The organism is Archangium sp. (assembly GCF_045802675.1).
GTDB lineage: Bacteria > Myxococcota > Myxococcia > Myxococcales > Myxococcaceae > Archangium.
The window spans coordinates 1-18,453 of record NZ_JBJMQO010000003.1 but is presented as its reverse complement, the minus strand read 5'-3'; the positions used below and the strand labels follow the sequence as shown (position 1 = coordinate 18,453).

Annotated in this window: 14 protein-coding genes; 6 read left to right on the top strand and 8 right to left on the bottom strand. The window is 69.7% G+C overall.

What is annotated here, in order from left to right:
• Nucleotides 1–72 precede the first annotated feature (72 nt).
• Nucleotides 73–1,143 carry a non-homologous end-joining DNA ligase gene (gene ligD, locus ACJ8AN_RS00430; protein WP_407753172.1) on the top strand — a complete coding sequence of 357 codons (1,071 nt, stop codon included), beginning with the start codon at nt 73–75 and terminating at the stop codon, nt 1,141–1,143.
• 14 nt (nt 1,144–1,157) lie between these two features.
• Here the strand turns inward: ligD and ACJ8AN_RS00425 are convergent, their stop codons facing one another.
• The gene (locus ACJ8AN_RS00425; RefSeq protein ID WP_407753171.1) at nt 1,158–2,249 is read right to left on the bottom strand and encodes an ATP-dependent DNA ligase; all 1,092 of its coding nucleotides are present in this window, start codon (nt 2,247–2,249) and stop codon (nt 1,158–1,160) included.
• Between the two features lie 286 nt (nt 2,250–2,535).
• Between ACJ8AN_RS00425 and ACJ8AN_RS00420 the strand changes: the two genes are divergently transcribed.
• Together ACJ8AN_RS00420 and ACJ8AN_RS00415 are read left to right on the top strand one after the other, a co-directional pair.
• Nucleotides 2,536–4,104, top strand: a complete 1,569-nt coding sequence (locus ACJ8AN_RS00420) for a urate hydroxylase PuuD (RefSeq protein ID WP_407753170.1) — start codon at nt 2,536–2,538, stop codon at nt 4,102–4,104.
• Between the two features lie 289 nt (nt 4,105–4,393).
• Nucleotides 4,394–6,202 (top strand): hypothetical protein, encoded by a 1,809-nt coding sequence (locus tag ACJ8AN_RS00415; RefSeq protein WP_407753169.1) that lies wholly within the window; start codon nt 4,394–4,396, stop codon nt 6,200–6,202.
• 170 nt (nt 6,203–6,372) lie between these two features.
• On the opposite strand, the gene ACJ8AN_RS00410 is transcribed toward ACJ8AN_RS00415, so the two are convergent.
• Nucleotides 6,373–7,104: a class I SAM-dependent methyltransferase gene (locus tag ACJ8AN_RS00410; RefSeq protein ID WP_407753168.1), complete on the bottom strand. Its 732-nt coding sequence runs from the start codon at nt 7,102–7,104 to the stop codon at nt 6,373–6,375.
• A gap of 450 nt (nt 7,105–7,554) precedes the next feature.
• Between ACJ8AN_RS00410 and ACJ8AN_RS00405 the strand changes: the two genes are divergently transcribed.
• Nucleotides 7,555–8,154 carry a hypothetical protein gene (locus ACJ8AN_RS00405; RefSeq protein ID WP_407753167.1) on the top strand — a complete coding sequence of 200 codons (600 nt, stop codon included), beginning with the start codon at nt 7,555–7,557 and terminating at the stop codon, nt 8,152–8,154.
• Nucleotides 8,155–8,166: 12 nt separating this feature from the next.
• Here the strand turns inward: ACJ8AN_RS00405 and ACJ8AN_RS00400 are convergent, their stop codons facing one another.
• Genes ACJ8AN_RS00400 through ACJ8AN_RS00390 form a run of 3 tightly spaced genes read right to left on the bottom strand, consistent with a single transcriptional unit; the run spans nt 8,167 to nt 12,301 of the window.
• Nucleotides 8,167–9,537, bottom strand: a complete 1,371-nt coding sequence (locus tag ACJ8AN_RS00400; RefSeq protein WP_407753166.1) for a styrene monooxygenase/indole monooxygenase family protein — start codon at nt 9,535–9,537, stop codon at nt 8,167–8,169.
• A 58-nt stretch (nt 9,538–9,595) separates the two neighbouring features.
• Nucleotides 9,596–10,039, bottom strand: coding sequence for a PAS domain-containing protein (locus tag ACJ8AN_RS00395; RefSeq protein WP_407753165.1), 444 nt, complete (start codon nt 10,037–10,039; stop codon nt 9,596–9,598).
• Between the two features lie 9 nt (nt 10,040–10,048).
• On the bottom strand, nt 10,049–12,301 hold the full coding sequence (locus tag ACJ8AN_RS00390; protein WP_407753164.1) for an ATP-binding protein: 2,253 nt from the start codon (nt 12,299–12,301) through the stop codon (nt 10,049–10,051).
• A gap of 185 nt (nt 12,302–12,486) precedes the next feature.
• On the opposite strand from ACJ8AN_RS00390, the gene ACJ8AN_RS00385 reads away from it, so the two are divergent.
• Nucleotides 12,487–13,494 carry an NADP-dependent oxidoreductase gene (locus ACJ8AN_RS00385; RefSeq protein WP_407753163.1) on the top strand — a complete coding sequence of 336 codons (1,008 nt, stop codon included), beginning with the start codon at nt 12,487–12,489 and terminating at the stop codon, nt 13,492–13,494.
• A gap of 60 nt (nt 13,495–13,554) precedes the next feature.
• Here the strand turns inward: ACJ8AN_RS00385 and ACJ8AN_RS00380 are convergent, their stop codons facing one another.
• Both ACJ8AN_RS00380 and ACJ8AN_RS00375 read right to left on the bottom strand, forming a co-directional pair.
• On the bottom strand, nt 13,555–16,146 hold the full coding sequence (locus ACJ8AN_RS00380; protein ID WP_407753162.1) for a VIT domain-containing protein: 2,592 nt from the start codon (nt 16,144–16,146) through the stop codon (nt 13,555–13,557).
• 4 nt (nt 16,147–16,150) lie between these two features.
• Nucleotides 16,151–16,669, bottom strand: coding sequence for a helix-turn-helix domain-containing protein (locus ACJ8AN_RS00375; protein ID WP_407753161.1), 519 nt, complete (start codon nt 16,667–16,669; stop codon nt 16,151–16,153).
• Between the two features lie 257 nt (nt 16,670–16,926).
• Between ACJ8AN_RS00375 and ACJ8AN_RS00370 the strand changes: the two genes are divergently transcribed.
• Entirely contained in the window at nt 16,927–17,058 is a 132-nt protein-coding gene (locus ACJ8AN_RS00370; RefSeq protein ID WP_407753160.1) for a hypothetical protein, read from the top strand.
• A gap of 12 nt (nt 17,059–17,070) precedes the next feature.
• Here the strand turns inward: ACJ8AN_RS00370 and ACJ8AN_RS00365 are convergent.
• On the bottom strand, nt 17,071–18,453 hold a 1,383-nt coding region (locus tag ACJ8AN_RS00365), incomplete at its 5' end, for a sensor histidine kinase (protein ID WP_407753159.1).

Here is an 18,453-nt window from a genome sequence, read left to right as displayed (position 1 = left end):
CCGCCGCCGAGCGGCCGGGCGCTTCCCCCTCAGCTCGGTTACCCGTCCAAAAGGTGGACCTAACTTGAGGACATGTCCGACGCTTTCACCCAACTGGAGGTCGCGGGCCGTCCCGTGCGCATCAGCCGGCCGGACAAGGTCTTCTTCTCCGCGCGCGGCGAGACGAAGCTCGACCTCATCGAGTACTACCTGGCCGTCGGTGAAGGCATGCTTCGCGGCGTCCGCGAGCGCCCGTGCGCCCTCAAGCGCTACCCGGACGGCGCCGAGGGCGCGTTCTTCTTCCAGAAGCGGATTCCGGCCGGCGCGCCCGAGTGGCTCCAGACCGCCGAGGTGACTTTTCCCAGCGGCCGGAGCGCGGACGAGCTCTGCCCGGTGGACCTGGCGCACGTCGTCTGGGCGGTGAACCTCGGCTGTCTGGACTTCAACCCACATCCGGTACGCCGGAGCGATCTCTCGCACCCGGACGAGCTCCGCATCGACCTCGACCCGCAGCCGGGCGTGCGCTTCTCCACCGTGCGCGAGGTCGCCCTGTGCGTGCGCGAGGTGCTCGAGGAGCACGGGCTCGTGGGATACCCGAAGACGTCCGGGTCGCGCGGCATCCATGTCTATGTCCGGCTCGCACCGCACTGGGACTTCACTCAGGTTCGCCACGCCGCGCTCGCGCTCGCGCGTGAGGTGGAGCGGCGCATGCCGCGCAAGGCGACGAGCGCCTGGTGGAAGAAGGAGCGCGGCCGGCGGGTGTTCGTGGACTTCAACCAGAATGCGAAGGACAGGACCATCGCGTCTGTCTATTCCGTGCGTGCCAACCCCGACGCGCGCGTGTCCTGCCCGCTGCGCTGGGACGAGGTCGCGGACGTGGAGCCCGAGGAGCTCACGCTCGCCACGGTGCCCCGGCGCTACAAGAAGCTCGGTGACGTCTGGGGAGAGATGGATGCGCGTGCCTTCACGCTCGACAGCCTTCTCGAGCTCTTCGAGCGACAGACGGCCGCGGGGCTCGGTGAAGCCCCCTTTCCTCCGCACTTCGAAAAGCAGAAGGACGAACCGCTCCGTGCGCCCCCCCGCGAGGGCGCTCTCCGCGCGAAACCGGCGCTCGCGGCACGTGCGAAGCGACAGCCGCGTACGCGGCGGAAGCCGTCGAGCTGACAGGAACGACGCCTTCAATGGGCAGGGGCGGCCTCTTGCCCGGAGGCGAAGACCTCGGCGAGCTCGGCCGGGACCGAGCGCTCCAATTGCGCGTAGGTGCACGAGCGCGGCGTCCGGTCCGGGCGCCACCTTCGCAAGTGCGTGGCGTGACGGAAGCGCATGCCCTGCAGGTGGTCGTACGCCACCTCGACGACGAGCTCCGGGCGCACGGGCTCCCAACCCAGGTCGCGCTGCCCGCTCCAGCGGCTCTGGGCCCCCGGCATCCGGACCGCGTCGTCCTCCACCTCCGCCCACTCGCGCCAGGGGTGCGTCTCCATCGCCCGCTTCCGGTACGGCTCGAGCTTCTTCGCGAGCTCCACCCGTTGCTTCGCGGCGAAGCTCGTGGCGACGCCCGCGTGTTGCAGCGTGCCGTGCTCATCGTAGAGGCCAAGCACCAGCGAGCCGACGCCCTTGCCGTCCTTGTGCCAGCGAAAGCCACCGACGACGCAGTCCGCGGTGCGCTCGTGCTTCACCTTGTACATCTCGCGCTTGCCCTCGAGGTACGGCAGGTCGAGCGGCTTGACGACGACTCCATCGAGCCCGGCGCCCTCGAAGCGGCTGAACCAGGCCTCGGCCACCTCGCGGCTGCGCGTGGCGGGCGTGAGGTGAATCGGCGCACGGACACCCGCGAGCGCTTTCTGGAGCAGCTTCCTGCGCTCGTGGAAGGGCCGCGGCCGCAAGTCCCGCTTGTCGAGCGCGAGCAGGTCGAAAGCCACGAACGAGGCGGGCGTCTCCACCGCCAGCTTCCGAATGCGTGAAGCCGCCGGGTGGATGCGCTGCAACAGCGCGTCGAAATCGAGCCCGCCGTCCTCGCCCACGATGACGATTTCCCCGTCGACGACGCAGCGGTGCGGCAGATGCGCGCGGATCGACTCGACGAGCTCGGGGAAGTAGCGCGTCATCGGCCGCTCGTTGCGGCTGCCGAGGATGACCTCGTCCCCGTCGCGATAGACGATGGCGCGGAATCCATCCCATTTCGGCTCGTAGAGCACCTCGCCTTCTCCCGGGATCTCGCGCACCAGTTTGGCGAGCATGGGCGACACCGGAGGCATGACGGGCAGCTTCATGTTGGGAAGCTGGGTCCGACTTGAGGGGTGATCAACCCGGAGCCGGGGAGTCCCCGCCACTGATGCCTGCTCGCTCGGCGACCGGGTCATGCGGCAGGAGGGGCTCGGAAGAGGCCGTGCAGCCGCTTCGAGCACCCGCCTGCCCAGGCGGCCCACCCAGGCAGCAGGGGCGTGGGCTTGTTCCCGCGAGGTGTTGCCCGCGGCGCGCTCACGAGCCCAACACCGACTCGGGCGTACGCACGGCACGTGTGTCCGCGCCCGGCGGAAAAAGCGGTAGAGTCCCGCCATGGACGCCTTCTTCCATGAGTGGCTGAATCTCCTCGTGCGCTGGGTCCACGTGATCGCGGCGATCATGTGGATAGGTGATTCGTTCCTCTTCATGTGGCTCGACAGCCACCTCACCTCGCCGAGCCGCCCCCGCGAGGGCGAAGTGGTTGGCGAGCTGTGGATGACGCACAGCGGTGGCTTCTACGAGGTGGTGAAGCGCAAGTCGCTCGCCAAGGGCGAGCTGCCCGCCACCCTCTACTGGTTCAAGTGGGAGAGCTACACCACGTGGATCAGCGGCTTCCTGCTGCTCGTCATCGTCTTCAACCTCAACGGCGCGGCGCTGCTCATCGACCCGAGCGTCTACCCGCTCACCGCCACGCAGGCCACGCTCATCAGCCTGGGCATCCTGCCGCTCTCCTACGGCCTGTACGAGCTGCTCTGGAGGACGCCGCTCTCGAGGAACAACCGGGTCTTCGCCGCGGTGGGGCTCGTGCTCATCACCGGCCTGGCGTACGGGCTCACCCGCGTCTTCAGCGCCCGCGGCGCGTTCCTCCAGGTCGGCGCCACGCTCGGCACCCTCATGGCCGCCAACGTGTTCTTCCGCATCATCCCCGCGCAGCGGCACATGCTCGCGATGACCCGCGAGGGCAAGCCGGTGGACACGACCTACGGCCTGCGCGCCAAGGGCCGCTCCATCCAGAACCACTACCTGACGCTGCCCGTGCTGTTCACCATGCTCTCCAACCACTTCCCGAGCACCTATGGCAGCTCGCGGCCGTGGCTGGTGCTCGGGTTGCTCTTCGTCGTCGGGGCGGGGCTCAAGTACGCGATGAACTTCCGCGGCAGGACGCCGCCGGTGATGTGGGCGGGCACGGCCGCCGCGCTCCTCGCGGTGGTGGTGCTGACGCGGCCGCCGCCGGACCCCGCGCTCGAGCAGTTCGCGGGCAAGCCGCCGGTGAAGTTCGAGGAGGTCGCCGCCGTGCTGCAGACCCGCTGTGCCACCTGCCACGCGGCACATCCCTCCAGCCCGATGTTCGCCGCACCGCCGCAGGGCGTCATCCTCGACACGCCGGACGCCATCCACACCCACGCCGACCGCGTCTTCGTGCGCGCGGTGTCCACCAAGACGATGCCGCTCGGGAACATCACGGGCATGACGGAGGAGGAGCGCGCGCTGGTGGGCGCCTGGTTCGCCCAGGGCGGACATGTGCCCGAGGGCGCGAAGATGCCCGCGTTCACCGCGCCGCCCGCGGCCGCTCCCGCTCCCGCTCCGACCACCCTGGCCAGCGCGAAGCTGGCGGATGTGCCGGAGTCGTCGCGCACCCTCTTCGCCGCCGTGTGCAGCAACTGCCATGGCCCCAATGGTCATGGCGATGGCACGCTCGCGGCGGCGATCAACCCGAAGCCGCGCAACTTCAGTGACAAGGCCTGGCAGCAGACCATCACCGACGAGAACCTCAAGAAGGTCATCCTCGGAGGCGGTGCGGCGGTGGGCAAGAGCCCGGTGATGCCGCCCAACCCCGGGCTCGCCGATGACGCCAAGACGCTGGACGGTCTGGTGAAGCTCATCCGCGTCTTCGGCGCGTAGAACAGACAACGCGGAGGAAGACAGCCGCGCTTCGCACAGGCGAAGCGCGCGCCTCCATGTCCTTCTCCGCCTCTTGTAGGTGTGGTGGTACGGGGGCGTGCCGCGTCGTCGTGATCTTCGTGCAGAACGCTCGAGCCCCCGTCTCGTTACGAGTCGCACTCGAGCGTGCGCGAGAAGGCCGATGTGCGCCCTCCTTGCGTGAGCACCACAGTGGCGCGCACCTTCCGCATCCGTGAATTCAGCAGCTGAAGACCGCGTCACCGCCCGCATGGGCATTACAGTCCCCCGCATGCGAACGCACATCGCTGCTCTCCTCCTCCTCTTTCCGCAACTCGCTCTCGCCGGGGGCTTGCGGCTCGTGGCTGAGCTACCCGACGTGAAGTACACGAACGCCGCGAAAGTCAGCGCGCAGCGCTTCGTCCTCGTCGGCGTCACGTGGGAGCGCGACGAGAAGAACCGCCCCAGGATGCCGCATTACGAGCTGTTCGATTTCCAGGAGCGCAAGGTCATCGACGTGCCCGTGCCGTTGCACCAACTCCCGAAGGCGCACACCGACACGCTGGGCCGCACGAACCCGTCCGCGACCTTCATCCATCACGACGGGCAGGTCACCTCGCTCACGTTCAACGCGACGAAGGGCTACGAGGCGGTGGCAACCTACTTCTGCCAATACGACCAACGCACCCGGCAGTTCTCCGACCTCGTGCTGCTCGGCCCCTGGGACAACACCCACTACGTCGAGGACATCGGGTTCGATCCGACTGACACGTACTTCTATTACGCGGTCGCCGTGAACCCCGCGGGCAACGTGACCAAGGACGGCTACACCTCGTTCGAGCTCGCACGCATCCATCTCGAGACGCGCGCCATCGACTGGACGATGACGGTCGACTTCCCCAAGCGTGACAAGCCTATCACGTTGGTGTCCGGTCCCAAGGTGTTCAGCCCTGACGGCAAGAAGCTCGCGCTCGTCGAGTACAACGACAAAGGCAACGAGCGCGACCACCCCGCCAGGCCGCAACAACAAGTGCTCGTCATCGACATCCCGTCGAAGCAGGTGGACTCCTATCCCGTTCCGCCCACCACCTACGGCACGGCCTTCACGCCCGACGACCGCTACCTCCTCCTCGGCTCGAACGAGCTCGGCGACGTCATCCGCATCGACCTCGACAAGAAGACGATCGACGCGAAGACGCGGGGAATGAGAAAGGTCCACCGCTTCGTGCTCACGCCGTCGGGCAAGAGCTTGCTGGTGATCTCGAACACGCAGCAGATCTCGCCGAAGGTCGTCGAAGTGCGGCGCGTCTCTGACTTGAGCCTCCAGACGTCGATTCCGATGCGGATGCTCTTCCCCGGAAACGACGGCGTCGCGGCGGAAGCCTGGGTTGGGCTCAACGGGCGGATGCTCATGACCCCGTTCGTCGACGAGAAAGGTTGGTCCCGCGACAAGGGCGTGCGGCTGTACGAAGTGCCCGACGACGTGGATTCGCCGGAAGTCACCGGCAGCGCGGGCGGCGACTTGAAAATCGCCCAGGGAGTGGTCCTCGGCAAGCAGTACGCGGACCACCACGGACTCCGCTACGAGGACTTCAAGGTCGATCCCGCCGCGACGTTCGGGCAGTTCGTGGTCGCGCCGAGCGGCGACGTCTGCCTCATCGGAACGCTCAGCGGCAACACCGACGACGATTACAAGCCGGGGAGGACGAAGCCGGTCGTCGCGCGGCTGGAGCCGACGGGCAAGCCGCGTTGGCAGAAGGTGCTCGTGAAGAAGGGCTTCCTCGACTACGAGGGCGGCACGGTCGCGGCGACGCCGGAGGGCGGCTGCGTGGCTCAAATCCTGTCGTACGTCCACCCCGGCCGGTATCCGGTCACCCGGCTCGTGAAGCTCAACGCGAAAGGGAAGGTCCTCTGGGACTACCAATTCCGCGGCGACGGCGGACCCCACACGCCGCTGGGCGATCATTTCGAACTGCGGCCCGACGGCTCGGTCTTGATCACCGGCCGGTACTACGACGACGTGTACGACAAGCAGAAGCACGACTGGAAGGCGGTCCTCGACCCGAACGGGAAGGTGGTGTCCGACGAGGTCTCGCCGTAACGCTCACGCGTGCGGCGTCAGCGGCAACTCCACCCAGAAGCGGCTTCCGGCGCCTCCGGTGCTGTCCACGACGTGCCTTGCTCCATTGCTACAGCAGGCCCGCGCTGGAGCGCGCTCAACCCCGACCTCGCCGGGCCCGCCAGCCGGTTCCGAGCCCTTCGTCCATCGTCTCAGCCCGCGGCTCCGGGCTCGAAGCGCGCGAGGAAGACCTTGTACTGAAGCGAGACGAAGAGCGGACGCGGCTCCACCAGTCCGGTCCGGGCGAACAGGGCGAACAGGGCGGCATCGGACTCGATGGGCCGCATCTGCGCGAAGAGCTGACGCCGGTGCTCCAGCGCGTCCGGGGGGACTCCATACGCCCGCAACCGCCGCAACTCCACGTTCGTCAGCATGGGATCCTTGCCCACGCGGCAGCCCACGACGAGGGGCGCTCCGGGCTTGAGCCGCCGGGTCACCTCCCGCAGCAGCTCGAGGCGAGCCTCCTCGCCCTCCACATGGTGCAGGACGCCCATCATCTGCGCGCCGTCGAACGGGGGGCCGGGAGGCAGGGTATTCAGCTCGCCCAGGTGCAGGTGCGTGCGCGAGAGCAGTCCCTCGGCCTCCAGGCGCGTGCGGGCGACGGCGAGCATGGCGTCGGAGGGATCCACGCCCGTGAAGCGCCAGCCCGGCACGTCGAAGCGGGTGTAGGGCAGCAACTCCGCGCCCGTGCCCAGTCCCACGAAGAGCAACGACGCCGTGTCCTGGCCATCGAGCCAGGCGGTCAGCGCGCTGACGCCGAGCTCGTATGCCGCCTGGCCGCCGGCGAGGTTGACGGACACCTGGGCGTCGTAGTGGGCGGCGCGGTCGGCGCCAAAGCCGTGCACGACGTGGTGGGCGGAGGGGGCGGGGTGTTCGTGAGCCATGGCGTGTCCTCGAGAGGCCCGCGGGAGGCGGACCATGGGACCAGAGAATGCGTCGGGAGCCCGAGGAAGGGGAGAGCGGGGATTCAGGCCGGATCGGCGGATATTCGGGTCCCTCCTCTCCGTGCGCGTGAGGCCCTACCAGCCCGCCAGGGGCCCCGGGTAGGGCTACCACCATCCCTTGCGCCTGGCCCAGACGAGCAGGACGGCGGACATCACCAGCATGACCGCCAGAGCCGGCAGCAGGAGCCCGAGATGGGTGCTCCCGCTGACGATGACGTTCATCCCGAGGATCGACGACAGGGCCGTGATCGGCAGGGTGACCGCGGCGATGACGGCCAGCCGTTGTGACCCCGCTCAAGAGAGAGATTGTAAGCCGGGAGCGGCCTGGCCCAACCGTGGCGTATAAGAAAGAGGGCGGAGTGTTGAGGAAGCGGGCGTATCCTATTGGCCATGCAATGGCTCTCCTCTCCGCCGTGCACCCGGATGAAGGTGAAGGTCTCGGAGCGCGAGCGAGGTGTTCTCGAACTGGAAGGCCCCGCGCTACCGGCACGCCTGGTGGGAGGCGCCGCCGCGGTGTTCGGCGCGGGCTTCACCGCGAGGACGCTTCCCTTCCTCCGGCTGCCCATCCCGTTCCCGTTCAAGCTCATACCGCTCACCATGGCCGCGGTGGGAAGTGGCCTCACCCTCGCGGGTGCCATTGCCGCCAGCGCCGCGTGCTCCGTCCATATCGAGCGGAAGAAGGGCCTCACCTTCCGCTGGCACCTGCGCCCCTTCGCGCCGCGCGAGCGCCAGGTGTCGCCCGCGGACATGGCGGACTTCGAGGTGACCCGCCATGAGTACACGTCCTCGTCCAATGACTCGTTCCCGACCAGCCGCTCGCGGGCGGTGTACCGGTTGGTCCTGGTGACGAAGGCGGGCGAGGCCCTCCCGTTCGAGGAGTTCGCAACCCGCGCCCAAGCCATGCTCCGCAAGGAGGCCATCGCGGAAGTGCTCGGGCCCGTGCCCCGGAAGCGCACCGCCGGGCGCAAGCGTGGGATGGGCGGGTCGTGAAAGCGCGGCGATTCAGGCGGCCAGGGGTGGGGTCCTCGGGTCCAGGCCGAGCTTCTGGCGCAACTGCCCCCAGGCCACGCCCAGCCCGCCGCGGGCCAGGGCGGAGAACCAGGGGCCGCCGGTGGTCCCCGCGATGAAGTCGCGCGTGCTGCGCGGGTTCTGTATCACCGAGGTCAGCGAGGCCGGGTCGTTGAAGTTCTCGGCGAAGGCATCGGCCAACCGCTGCACCGCGCTCCGGTTGTCCTCGCGGCCGTCGCTGCCGTACTGGGCCATCAGCAGCTCGCGGACCGCCGGGGTGATGGGCTCGAGCAGGAGGTTGTTGAAGGTGTTCGTCGGGTGCCCGTGGCGTGCGTAGAAGCGCTCGAAGGTGGCGCTCATCCACGCCGCGCCGAAGGGCCGCTCCCCGTGCGCGGCCACGCACTCGAGCAGGTTGCGCACCTGCTTGTACCCGTTGTTGGCGCCCTGCCCCCCGACGGGGTCCAGCGACATCACCGTGTCCCCGAGCGCCATCACCTCGCGCCCCGAGGGCAGCCGTCCCACCGGCTGGCGCACCGTGGGCGTGAACGCCCCCACCAGCCACCCCTGTGAGTCCGAAAGCTCCGCGTCCTGGAACCAGTCCGCGTCCCAGGGGAAGAACTCACGGAACAGCCCCTTGGCGAGCTCCACCACCTGCTCGCCGCTCTTCGCCTCGCGGAACCGGTCCAGCGGCCCGCCGGGCTTCGCCTCGAAGAGGCAGTTCCAGCTCGGGCCCACGTCCTTGTGGTGATAGGGCATGTAGAAGACCTCGCCCACGCCGGGCAAGGCGTTGAACTTCACCGGCACCAGCGGCAGGTTGTCGAAGCGCAGCTTCGGGCCCTTGATGCACATGAGCGCAAGCTGGCGCTGGGGCGTGTCGTAGACGCTCCGGGCCGCGTCGCGCTCGAAGAGCTGGCACAGCTCCGCACGGCCGGCCGCCACCAGGGTGAGCTCATGCGCGGCGGCGATCTCCTCCAGCCGCTCCACCGTCACGGACTCGAGCTCGATGCGGCCGCCCCGCTCCACCAGGCCCTTCATCCACCGGTGGCTCTGCAGCCGCACGTCGATGGCCAGGAAGCGCTCGCGCATGCGCCCCGTGAGCGTGAGCAGGCGGTTGCGCGGCGCGGGGCAGACGGTGATGTGCGCGCCCTCGACCCAGGGCACCTCGTCATCCCAGTGATTGAGGCCGAGCTCGCGCTCGAGTTGCAGCGACAGGCCGAAGCGCGCCGCCGTGCCCGTGGGCCGGCTCTGAAGCCACTGCTCGGGCGTCTTGTCCGAATAGAGTGTCACCTGGTGGCCCGCCTGGCGCAGGCCGTGCGCGGCCAGGAGTCCGACGACTCCCGAGCCGATGATGCCGATATTCCGCATGTCTTCCCCACCCTTGGGTGTCCACAGCGGGGAGAGGCCCTCGGAGTTGGTTGTGATTTCACGCCCGCGGCCATGACCTGGCCAAGGGTTGCCGGCGAGCCCGGAATTCCTGGCGCCTCAGCTTCGCGGGACGCACGGCCATGGTGTCCGGCGCGTGAGTGGCCAGGGCCCGCCCGAGCGAGGCGCGCAGGTTGCGCGTGCCCGTGGCGTTCGGGTCCGCCGGGTTGTCGGGGAACACCTCGAAGAGGCCGCGGCCGAGGATGGCCGCGCGGGCCGTCAAGGTGGCACGCAGGTAGGCGTCGCTCACCGCCACGATGGTGAAGTCCGCGTCGGGCGTGAGGACGAGGTAGGCGCCCGGGCTCTTCTCGAAGAGTTGCTGGAAGTCAGGCACAGTGGGACGGGCCCTCGGCTCCTGGCAAGAGCGCAGCGCTGCCTGTTCGAAGAGGGTGGAGGAGTTGGACACTCCGCCCTCGTCTCCCCGCTGCTCAGGAAGCGGGCTCACCTGGGTCCGTCATGAGGGAGCGCTCTGCCCGATGGGCTGGTAGGGCAGCTCCAGCGTGAACGTGGCGCCACACCCGGGCCCGTCACTGTGGACCGTCAGCGAGCCCCCCAGCTCCTGGGCCGCCACGGCACTGGAGTGCAGGCCGAAGCCGTGCCCGTCCGCCCGGGTGGTGAAGCCGTACTGGAAGATGCGCGTGAGCAGCTCCGGGGGGATGCCCATGCCATTGTCCTGGACCTCGATGCGGACGCGGTCGGGCACGGGGCGCTCCAGCTTCACGCGCAGGATGCGCTGCTCCGGCGGCGTCCCATCCATGGCGTATTTGGCGTTGCTGATGAGATTGACGAGGATCATCAGCACCTTGTGCTTGTCCGTCATCGAGGGAGGCAGGACGGGCAGTTGCCGGACCTCCTTCACGTGGTGACGGGTGAGGGCGGCCGCGTTGATGCGCAGCGCGTCTTCCAGCAGCGAGGACAGGTGGACGGGCTCGTTCATCCGGGGTGTGCGGGCATGGTTCTGCTGCACCTTGACGATGTCGCCGATGTGCTCCGTGTACCGGCCCACGTCCTCCAGCAGGGTGATGATCTCCTGGCGCTCCTTCAGCAGGTGTTGTCCCAGCTTGTTCAGGAAGGGCAGGGTGTTGCGCCCGCGCTCGTCCTGGGTGAGGAAGGTGGCGAGGTCCGCCTGGCGCTCCTCCATCAGGATGGCCACCTTGCTCACGTGCTCCAACCGCAGCTCGCCCACCCTGTCCCGCGCCAGCTGGGAGGAGGTGTAGACGCTGTTGAGCACATTGCCCACGTTGTGCAGCACGCTGGTGGCGATCTCCGCCATGCCCGCCTGCCGCGCCGTCTGTATCAGCTGCCCGTGGACCGTCTTCAACTCCCGGGTCCGCTCCTCGACGCGTTGCTCCAGTCCCTCGTTGGCCTGACGCAACTGCTCCTCGCGCTGCTGCACCTGGTTGGCCATGGTCCGGAAGGCCCCCGCCAGCTGCCCCAGCTCGTCCTCGCGCCGCGTGTCCAGCGTCACCTGGAAGTCCCCGGACGCCACCCGGTGCGTGGCCTGGGTGAAAGCCAGCAGCGGTTGGGAGATCTGCTCGCGGAGCACCCAGTACATGATGACCAGCTCCAGCAGCAGGGACGCCAGGCCGAACAGCAGCACATAGCGCGCCGCCCTCAAGGCGGAGTCGGTCACCATGCTCTTGGGCAGCACCGTGACGAAGTTCCACTCTGGCCCCTGTAGCCGGGCCACGGCGATGTACTCGCCATACTCGGGGAGCTCCACGAGGTCCTCGCCGGGCTGGCGGTTCTTCAGCTTCTCGAAGAGGCTCCGCAGGTGGACCCGCTCCTCCTCGGACGCGAGCCGGGGGGCCGTCTCCCCGGGCTTCGGAGCGGTGCCCAGCAGGTCGTAGTCCACGGTGGCGCCCCGCATGTCCAGCCCGGGATGCGCGATGAGCTGGCCGTCATCTCGCACGAGCAGGTTGTAGGTGCCGGGCAGGTGGTCGTTGATGGAGCGGGCCAGCAGCTCGTCCAGCATGACGTCATGGGAGAACGTCGCGGCATGGCGGCCCTCCAGGTCCAGCGGGGTGCTCACCGTGACCAACCAGTTCTGGGTGGGCGGGTACAGGTAGCTGCCGGTCCAGGCCGTCCGCCGCCGCGGGTTCTTCGCGGGAGTGGTGATGGTGACGTACTCGTACTCGAGCGTCGGGTCGTTCGCCGGGAGCTCGAGGGCCCAGGCGGGTCTCGTGGGCCAGAACGTGATGACGGGCCCCTCCGCCAGGGTGACATAGGTGTCGATGAAGCGGGCCGCGAAGGCGGGCCCGTACTGCATGGTGACGTCGTAGGCGGCCAGGATGCGGCGGCGCAGCTCCGTGTCGAGCTTCACACCCGGCGGGACGAAGACTCCCGCCATCCGCGTCCCGTCGAAGCCCTCGACCCGGGAGCGGACCGTGCCATCCGGCCATTGGGTAAACAGGCTGTCGAAGCGCGGATTCGGATCCTGCTGGCCCCAGGCGCGGATGCGCTCCTCCAGGGCCTTGCGGAGGATGGCGTGGTTGTCCTCCGCCAGCGTGAAGATGGCCTGCTCCCGCTGGCTGCGCTCCGCCACATGCCGCGCCAGTTGCTGGAGGGCTTCCTCGCGCAGCGTGTGGAACATGTGCAGGTAGCTGGCGAGCGTGCTCAGGGCGATGAGGACGCCAATGCGCACGCCCATCTGGATGAGGGTCGAGCGGGCCAGGGAGGTGGGGGGCCGGAGCGTGGGAGCTGTCATTCGGGAATGGCTCAACCGCGACGGGCGCGGAATGTTTCCCCCACTTCTGTTCGTCATGGTTTGTCCAGCCTCTGTCATCCCTGAAGGGACCGGGTGACGGGCCGGGCAGGGCAGGCTTATAGACTCATAAGTGACTCGGGCGCTATAAGCCTCGTTCCGTAGCCGCCGTCTCCGACAGGAGCACCATGAGCCCCACCAATCATCAGTTCCGCCTCGCCGCCCGCCCGGCCGGCATGCCCAAGCGCGAAGACTGGAAGTACACCGAGGAGCCCGTCCCCGAGCCGAGGGACGGCGAGCTGCTGGTGAAGGTGCTCTACCTCTCGCTGGACCCGGCCATGCGCTCGTGGATGAACGAGGGCAAGTCCTATATCCCGCCCGTGGGCATCGGCGAGGTCATGCGCGCCGCGGGCGTGGGCCGCGTCGTCTCCAGCAAGCACCCCGGCTTCTCGGCCGGCGACCACGTCTTGGGTGTCTTCGGCGTGCAGGAGTACGCGCGCTCCGACGGAAAGGGCGTCACCCAGGTCGACCCGCGCATCCCGCTGCCCGTCTACCTCGGCGTGCTCGGCATCTCCGGCATGACGGCCTATTTCGGGCTGCTCGACATCGGCAAGCCCAACCCGGGGGACACCGTCGTCGTCTCGGGCGCGGCCGGCTCGGTGGGCATGGTGGCCGGGCAGATCGCGAAGCTCAAGGGGTGCCGCGTGGTGGGCATCGCCGGTGGGCCGGACAAGTGCCGCTACCTCGTGGAGGAGCTCGGCTTCGACGCCGCCATCGACTACAAGTCCGAGGACGTGAAGAAGGCGCTGCGCACGCACTGCCCCAAGGGCGTGGACGTCTACTTCGACAACGTGGGCGGCGACATCCTCGACGCGGTGCTCACCCAGCTCGCGCGCGGGGCGCGCATCATCATCTGCGGCGCCATCTCCCAGTACAACAACACGGGCCCGGCGAAGGGCCCGGCCAACTACATGTCCCTGCTCGTCAACCGCGCGAGCATGACGGGCATGGTGGTGTTCGACTACGCCCCGCGCTACGGCGAGGCGGCTCGCGAGATGGCCGGCTGGATGGCCCAGGGCAAGCTCAAGTCCCGCGAGGACATCGTCCAGGGCCTCGAGACGTTCCCCGACACCCTGCTCAAGCTCTTCAAGGGCGAGAACACGGGCAAGCTCGTGCTCCAGGTCGCCAGGGAGTAACCCCGCTCCACCCACCACCGAGGCCCGGGACAAGCGCCTCGGCGGTGCGGAGGGCCCGGCTCAGCGCGTGGCGAGCGCGTCCACGTGCTGGCGCAGGGCCACCTCGTTCTGCAGCCGCGCGCTCAGCCCGGCGATGGGCTGCGCGGCCTCGGCGATCTTCCCCCGGGTGCGCGGGCCGGCGGCCACCAGCCACGCCACGCCCAGGGCGAGCTCGGCCACGTCGGGCGCCCCGCTCAACTGGGGCACGAGCGCGAGCAGCGCCTCCACGGCCTTCTTCACCTGCGCGCCGTGCAGCGCGTGGCTGCTGGTGATGCCCTGGCGCAACAGCTCCAGCAGGGCGAGCGCGGTGGCGCGGGCCTGGCGCACGGGCTCGGCGCCCGTCCCCGTGCCCGCCCACAGGCCGCTGGCGAGCTGCTGCTCGAGCAGGCCCACGCCGCCGTCCGCCGCGGACTCTTCCTCCGCGGGCGCTTCCAGCTCCAGGCTCGCGGACGACTCCGCCAGCACCGAGAACGAGTCGTCGGCATCGCGGCCCAGGTCCATGGAGTCCATCTTGGCGGCGGCCTTCTCCTTGACCAGCCCAGCGAGGGTGCCGAAGCCGCCCTTGCTCCGCTCGGAGGCACCCGACGGACCCGCCGAGGCGGCTCGGGCCGCCGGAGCGGCGGCCACGGGCGCGGGCGGGGGCGGGGCGAACGACGCGGACGGCGCGGCGCGGGCGGGCGAGGGCATCGGCGGCGAGCCCGGGGCCATGCCCCCGATGCTCGGGGCCGCGAGCTTCTTCGCCGCCATGGCGGGACGGCCCTTGCGCGCCACCCCCTGGGCCTGGGGGGCCTGCTCCTCCTGCTTCGCCGTGCCGAACATGGACCAGCCGGCCGGGGCATTGACGGGGACGACGCGCGTCTCCGGCTGGCCCGAGGCGCGGCGCTCGCCCTGGCGCTCCTCCACCACCACGAAGGAGGTGTAGGGCGTGACGATGCCGTGCGCGAGCGCCAGCTGCACGATGCGCTGCTTGAGCGCCTCGGCGCGCCGCCCCACGAGCGCGGCGTCCTGCCACGCGCGGATGCGCTCGGCGGCCCACAGCTTCTCCACCACCGGCCGGTCACTCTGGGCGGGGAAGCTCACGGGGATGGAGAGCGAGAACGTCTCGGCGCCCGACTTCCCCTTGAGCACCAGCTTGCCGCTGCCCGGCGTGGTGTAGCGGCCGAAGAGGCTCCACGGCGTGCCGTCCACGAGCGGCGGCGGCTCGGCGGGCGCCAGCTCCGAGGCCTCCACGCCCTCGAAGCGCAGCTCCACGCCGGTGACGCGGGGGGCGAGCGCGCGGGAGAACTGCGCCACCACCTTGTCGTCGATGCGCTCGCCGGGGTGGATGAACTCCACCGCGCCGCCCGTCTGCCGCGCCATGTCCTTGAGCAGCACGTCACTCACGTTGGTGCCGATGCCGAAGGAGTAGAGGCGTGCCGTCTTGCGCGCCCCCATCACCGCGTTGAGGATTTCCGCCTCGTTGCCCACCTGGCCGTCGGTGAGCAGCACCACCACGCCGTCCGGCACGGCCTGCACCGCGGCCTGCATGGGCTGGAGCAGCTCGGTGCCACCGCTGGCCTGCAGCGCCGCCACCCACTTGTCCGCCTGCTCCAGCGTCTTCTGGGTGAAGGTCACCGGCTCCTTGGAGAAGAGCTGGAAGGAGCTCTCGAAGGCGATGATGTTGAAGCGGTCGCCCTCGCGCAGGTGGCGCAGGCACAGGCGGAGCGCGCCCTGGGCCTGCGGGAGGCTCTCGCCGCCCATGGAGCCCGAGGTGTCCACGACGAACACCACCTCCTGACGCCTGGGGCCCGCGGCCATGCCGAGCAGGTCCGGCACCACGGTGAGGGCGAAGGCGCCCGGCTCCTCGCCCTTGCGGTGGGTGACGAGCGTGGTGAGCGGAGTGCTCGTGTCCGGGCTGCGGATGCTCAGCACCAGGTCGCGGTCCAGCGCCACCTGGGGCTGGGAGAGCTTCACGTGCGTGCCGCCCTCGGCCTTCGAGACCTCCAGCTTGTGCGAGGGGCTCTCCACCACCACCTCGCGGCCGAGCGCAATGAGCAGGTCGAGCGTGAGGCCGTAGCGCGCGTCGCCCACGGGCGGGGTGATGCGGTCCGCGTCGGGCACGCGGCTGGTGGGGTCGGCCCAACCGTGGCCACTGCGGTCTCCCGAGGGCGAGCCGGGGATGTAGCGGGGCGCCACGAGGGTGGGCAGGGCCCAGCGCACGCAGCCCTCTTCCACCTGGATGGCCTGGAGGAACTCCACGTCGACGAGGGTCTCCTCGCCGGGCAGGAGGTTGCCCACCTGGGCGGTGAAGACGTTGGGGCGCTCCTGGTCGAGCAGCGCGGCGCCATGGCCGGCCGTCACCGCGTCGTCATAGGCGCGGAAGGCCTCGTCGCGCTCCTTGAGGATGCCCTGCACGCGCCGCCCGGCGCACTCCATGGAGAAGGCGGTGAGGGTGGCGTCGGAGGGGAGGGGGAAGACGTAGACGGCCTCGACGGGCTTGGACTCGGTGTTGCGGTAGCGCTGGCGCACGCGCACCCGGGCGTGCCCGCCGAGCAACTCGCCACTGACGTCCACTCCCTGAAGGGGAACCTGGGCACCGCTCTGCGTGTACAGACCAGCCTTCTCGTTCACCATGGCGCTACCTTTCCTGGGACTCTTCCTGGGACTCATTGATGAGGGCGCGCACACGCTCGGCGAGCGCCCGGGTCTTCTCGTCCGCCGTGTCGGCGAGCTGCAGCTCCAGCCCCGGCGCCAACTCCCACCGGCGCCAGCTTGTCACCCCGTCCGAGGGGGAGACAGGGGCCTCCTCCTTCACCGGCTCCGACGCGGGAGCCGGCGAGGGGGCGGGTACAGCGGCCCCGGCGGCGGAGGCGGGTGGAGGCGTGGCGTCAGCGTCGACGAGCGCCTTCAGCTCGTCGGGGCTCAGCCGCGCCAGCTCCACCTGGATGGCATCGAGCGGGAGGAAGCGGGCCTGTAGGGCGCGGATGGCCTTGAGGCGCAGCAGGTGGTCCTCGCCGTAGACGGTGTCCGGCCCCTTGAAGGGCGGGGCGGGCAGCAGCCCCCGCTGGACGTAGTAGCGCACGGTGCGTGGGGACACGCCCGCCGCCTCGGCCAGCTCCGTCAGCTTCCACTCCCTGGGTGTCTTCGTCGTGCTCACGGGACTGACAGTAGGACTCGACAGCGCTTGTGTCAAGTCGTCACTGGTGAATTGTCACTGTCATGAAGCCAGTGGCTGGATGGGGGAGGGCAGCCGAGCAGGCTCGCGGCGGGCGTGGGGCGGGTAGGACAGAGGGGCACGGCGTGCACGCGGGAGATGCTGCGCGAGTGGCGCTCGCTGCCGGAGGGCCACCCGAGGCGCGAGATGCCGCGGCTGGAGGTCTCCATCCTGGACCGGCGGCACCTTCGGTGGGCGTGGTGCTGCTGGGAGTCATCGCGCTGTTCGCGCTGGCGTCGCTGCGGCTGGGCCGGGACGCACTCGAGCCGGAGAAGCGCGAGCTGTACCCGGACGCCCAGGTGCCCGTGCCCACGGGCGAGCCGAAGCGGTGAGGAGCCCCGGGCTCACGCCGTCGCGAGCACCTGCACGAAGGGAATCTCCAGGGTGAAGGTGGCGCCGTGGCCGGGCCCATCGCTGTGCACGGTCAGCAAGCCGCCCAGCTCCTGGGCCGCCAGGGCGCTGGAGTGCAGGCCGAAGCCGTGGCCCTCGGCGCGCGTGGTGAAGCCATATTGGAAGATGCGCGTGAGCATCTCCGGCGCGATGCCCATGCCGTTGTCGTGGATGGCGATGTGCACGCGGTCCGGTTGGGTCTGCTCCAGCTTCACCGTGAGGAGCCGCTCGCTCGGGGTCACCTCGTCCATGGCGTACTTGGCGTTGCTCACGAGGTTGACGAGGATCATCAGCACCTTGTGCTTGTCGGTGAGCACGGCCGGCAGGGACGCGAGGTGCCGCTGCACCTTCACCTGATGGCGGGAGAGCCCGGCCGCGTTGATGCGCAGGGCGTCCTCCATCAGCTCCGCCAGCTGCACGGGCTCGTGCACCCGGGGCATGCGGGCGTAGTTCTGCTGCACCTTGACGATGTCTCCGATGTGCTCGGTGTAGCGGCCCACGTCGTCGAGCAGCACGATGACCTCGGCGCGCTCGTCGAGCAGGTTCTTCCCCAGCTTGCTCAAGAAGGGCATGACATTGCGTCCGCGCTCGTCCTGGGTGAGGAAGGTGCCCGCGTCGGCCAGGTGCTCCTGGAGCAGGCCCGCCACGCGGCCCACGTGCTCCAGCCGCATCCCCGTCATCCGCTCCTTGGCGACCTGGGCCGCAGTGTAGACGCTGTTGAGCACGTTGCCCACGTTGTGCAGCACGTTGGTGGCGATCTCCGCCATGCCCGCGCGCCGCGCCGTCTGCACCAGCTGCAGGTGGATGTCCTTGAGCTCGCGGGTGCGCTCCTCCACCCGGTGCTCCAGTCCCTCGTTGGCCTGGCGCAGCTCCTCCTCGCGCCGTTGCACCTGCCCGGCCATGAGCTGGAAGGCGCGGGCCAGCTGCCCCAGCTCGTCGCCGCGCGAGCTGTCCAGCGCCACCTGGAAGTCGCCGGCCGCCACCCGGTCCGTGGCCCGGGCGAAGGCCACCAGGGGCTCGCGGATCTGCCGCTGGAGGACCCAGTACATGATGACCAGCTCCAGCACCAGCGACAGCACGCCGAGCAGCAGCACGTAGCGCGCCGCGCTCAGGGCGGGCCCCGTCACCGTGCTCTCGGGCAACACCGTGGCGAAATACCAATCCGGGCCCTGGAGCCGCGTCACGGCGATGTACTCGGAGTGCTCCGGGAGCTCCACGATGGCCTCGCCGGACCGGCTCTGCTTCACCCGCTCGAAGAGGCGCCGCAGGTGGGCCGCGTTCTCCTGGCCGCCGAGCCGTCCTTCCTCCATGCCGGGCTGCCCGGCGGCGCTCTGGAT

Bases quoted from the DNA above. Each gene is read 5' to 3' on its own strand.
- ACJ8AN_RS00405 (WP_407753167.1), top strand. From the start codon at position 7,555: ATGCAATGGCTCTCCTCTCCGCCGTGCACCCGGATGAAGGTGAAGGTC.
- ligD (WP_407753172.1), top strand. From the start codon at position 73: ATGTCCGACGCTTTCACCCAACTGGAGGTCGCGGGCCGTCCCGTGCGC.
- ACJ8AN_RS00415 (WP_407753169.1), top strand. From the start codon at position 4,394: ATGCGAACGCACATCGCTGCTCTCCTCCTCCTCTTTCCGCAACTCGCT.
- ACJ8AN_RS00380 (WP_407753162.1), bottom strand. From the start codon at position 16,146: ATGGTGAACGAGAAGGCTGGTCTGTACACGCAGAGCGGTGCCCAGGTT.
- ACJ8AN_RS00390 (WP_407753164.1), bottom strand. From the start codon at position 12,301: ATGACAGCTCCCACGCTCCGGCCCCCCACCTCCCTGGCCCGCTCGACC.
- ACJ8AN_RS00400 (WP_407753166.1), bottom strand. From the start codon at position 9,537: ATGCGGAATATCGGCATCATCGGCTCGGGAGTCGTCGGACTCCTGGCC.
- ACJ8AN_RS00420 (WP_407753170.1), top strand. From the start codon at position 2,536: ATGGACGCCTTCTTCCATGAGTGGCTGAATCTCCTCGTGCGCTGGGTC.
- ACJ8AN_RS00410 (WP_407753168.1), bottom strand. From the start codon at position 7,104: ATGGCTCACGAACACCCCGCCCCCTCCGCCCACCACGTCGTGCACGGC.
- ACJ8AN_RS00385 (WP_407753163.1), top strand. From the start codon at position 12,487: ATGAGCCCCACCAATCATCAGTTCCGCCTCGCCGCCCGCCCGGCCGGC.
- ACJ8AN_RS00425 (WP_407753171.1), bottom strand. From the start codon at position 2,249: ATGAAGCTGCCCGTCATGCCTCCGGTGTCGCCCATGCTCGCCAAACTG.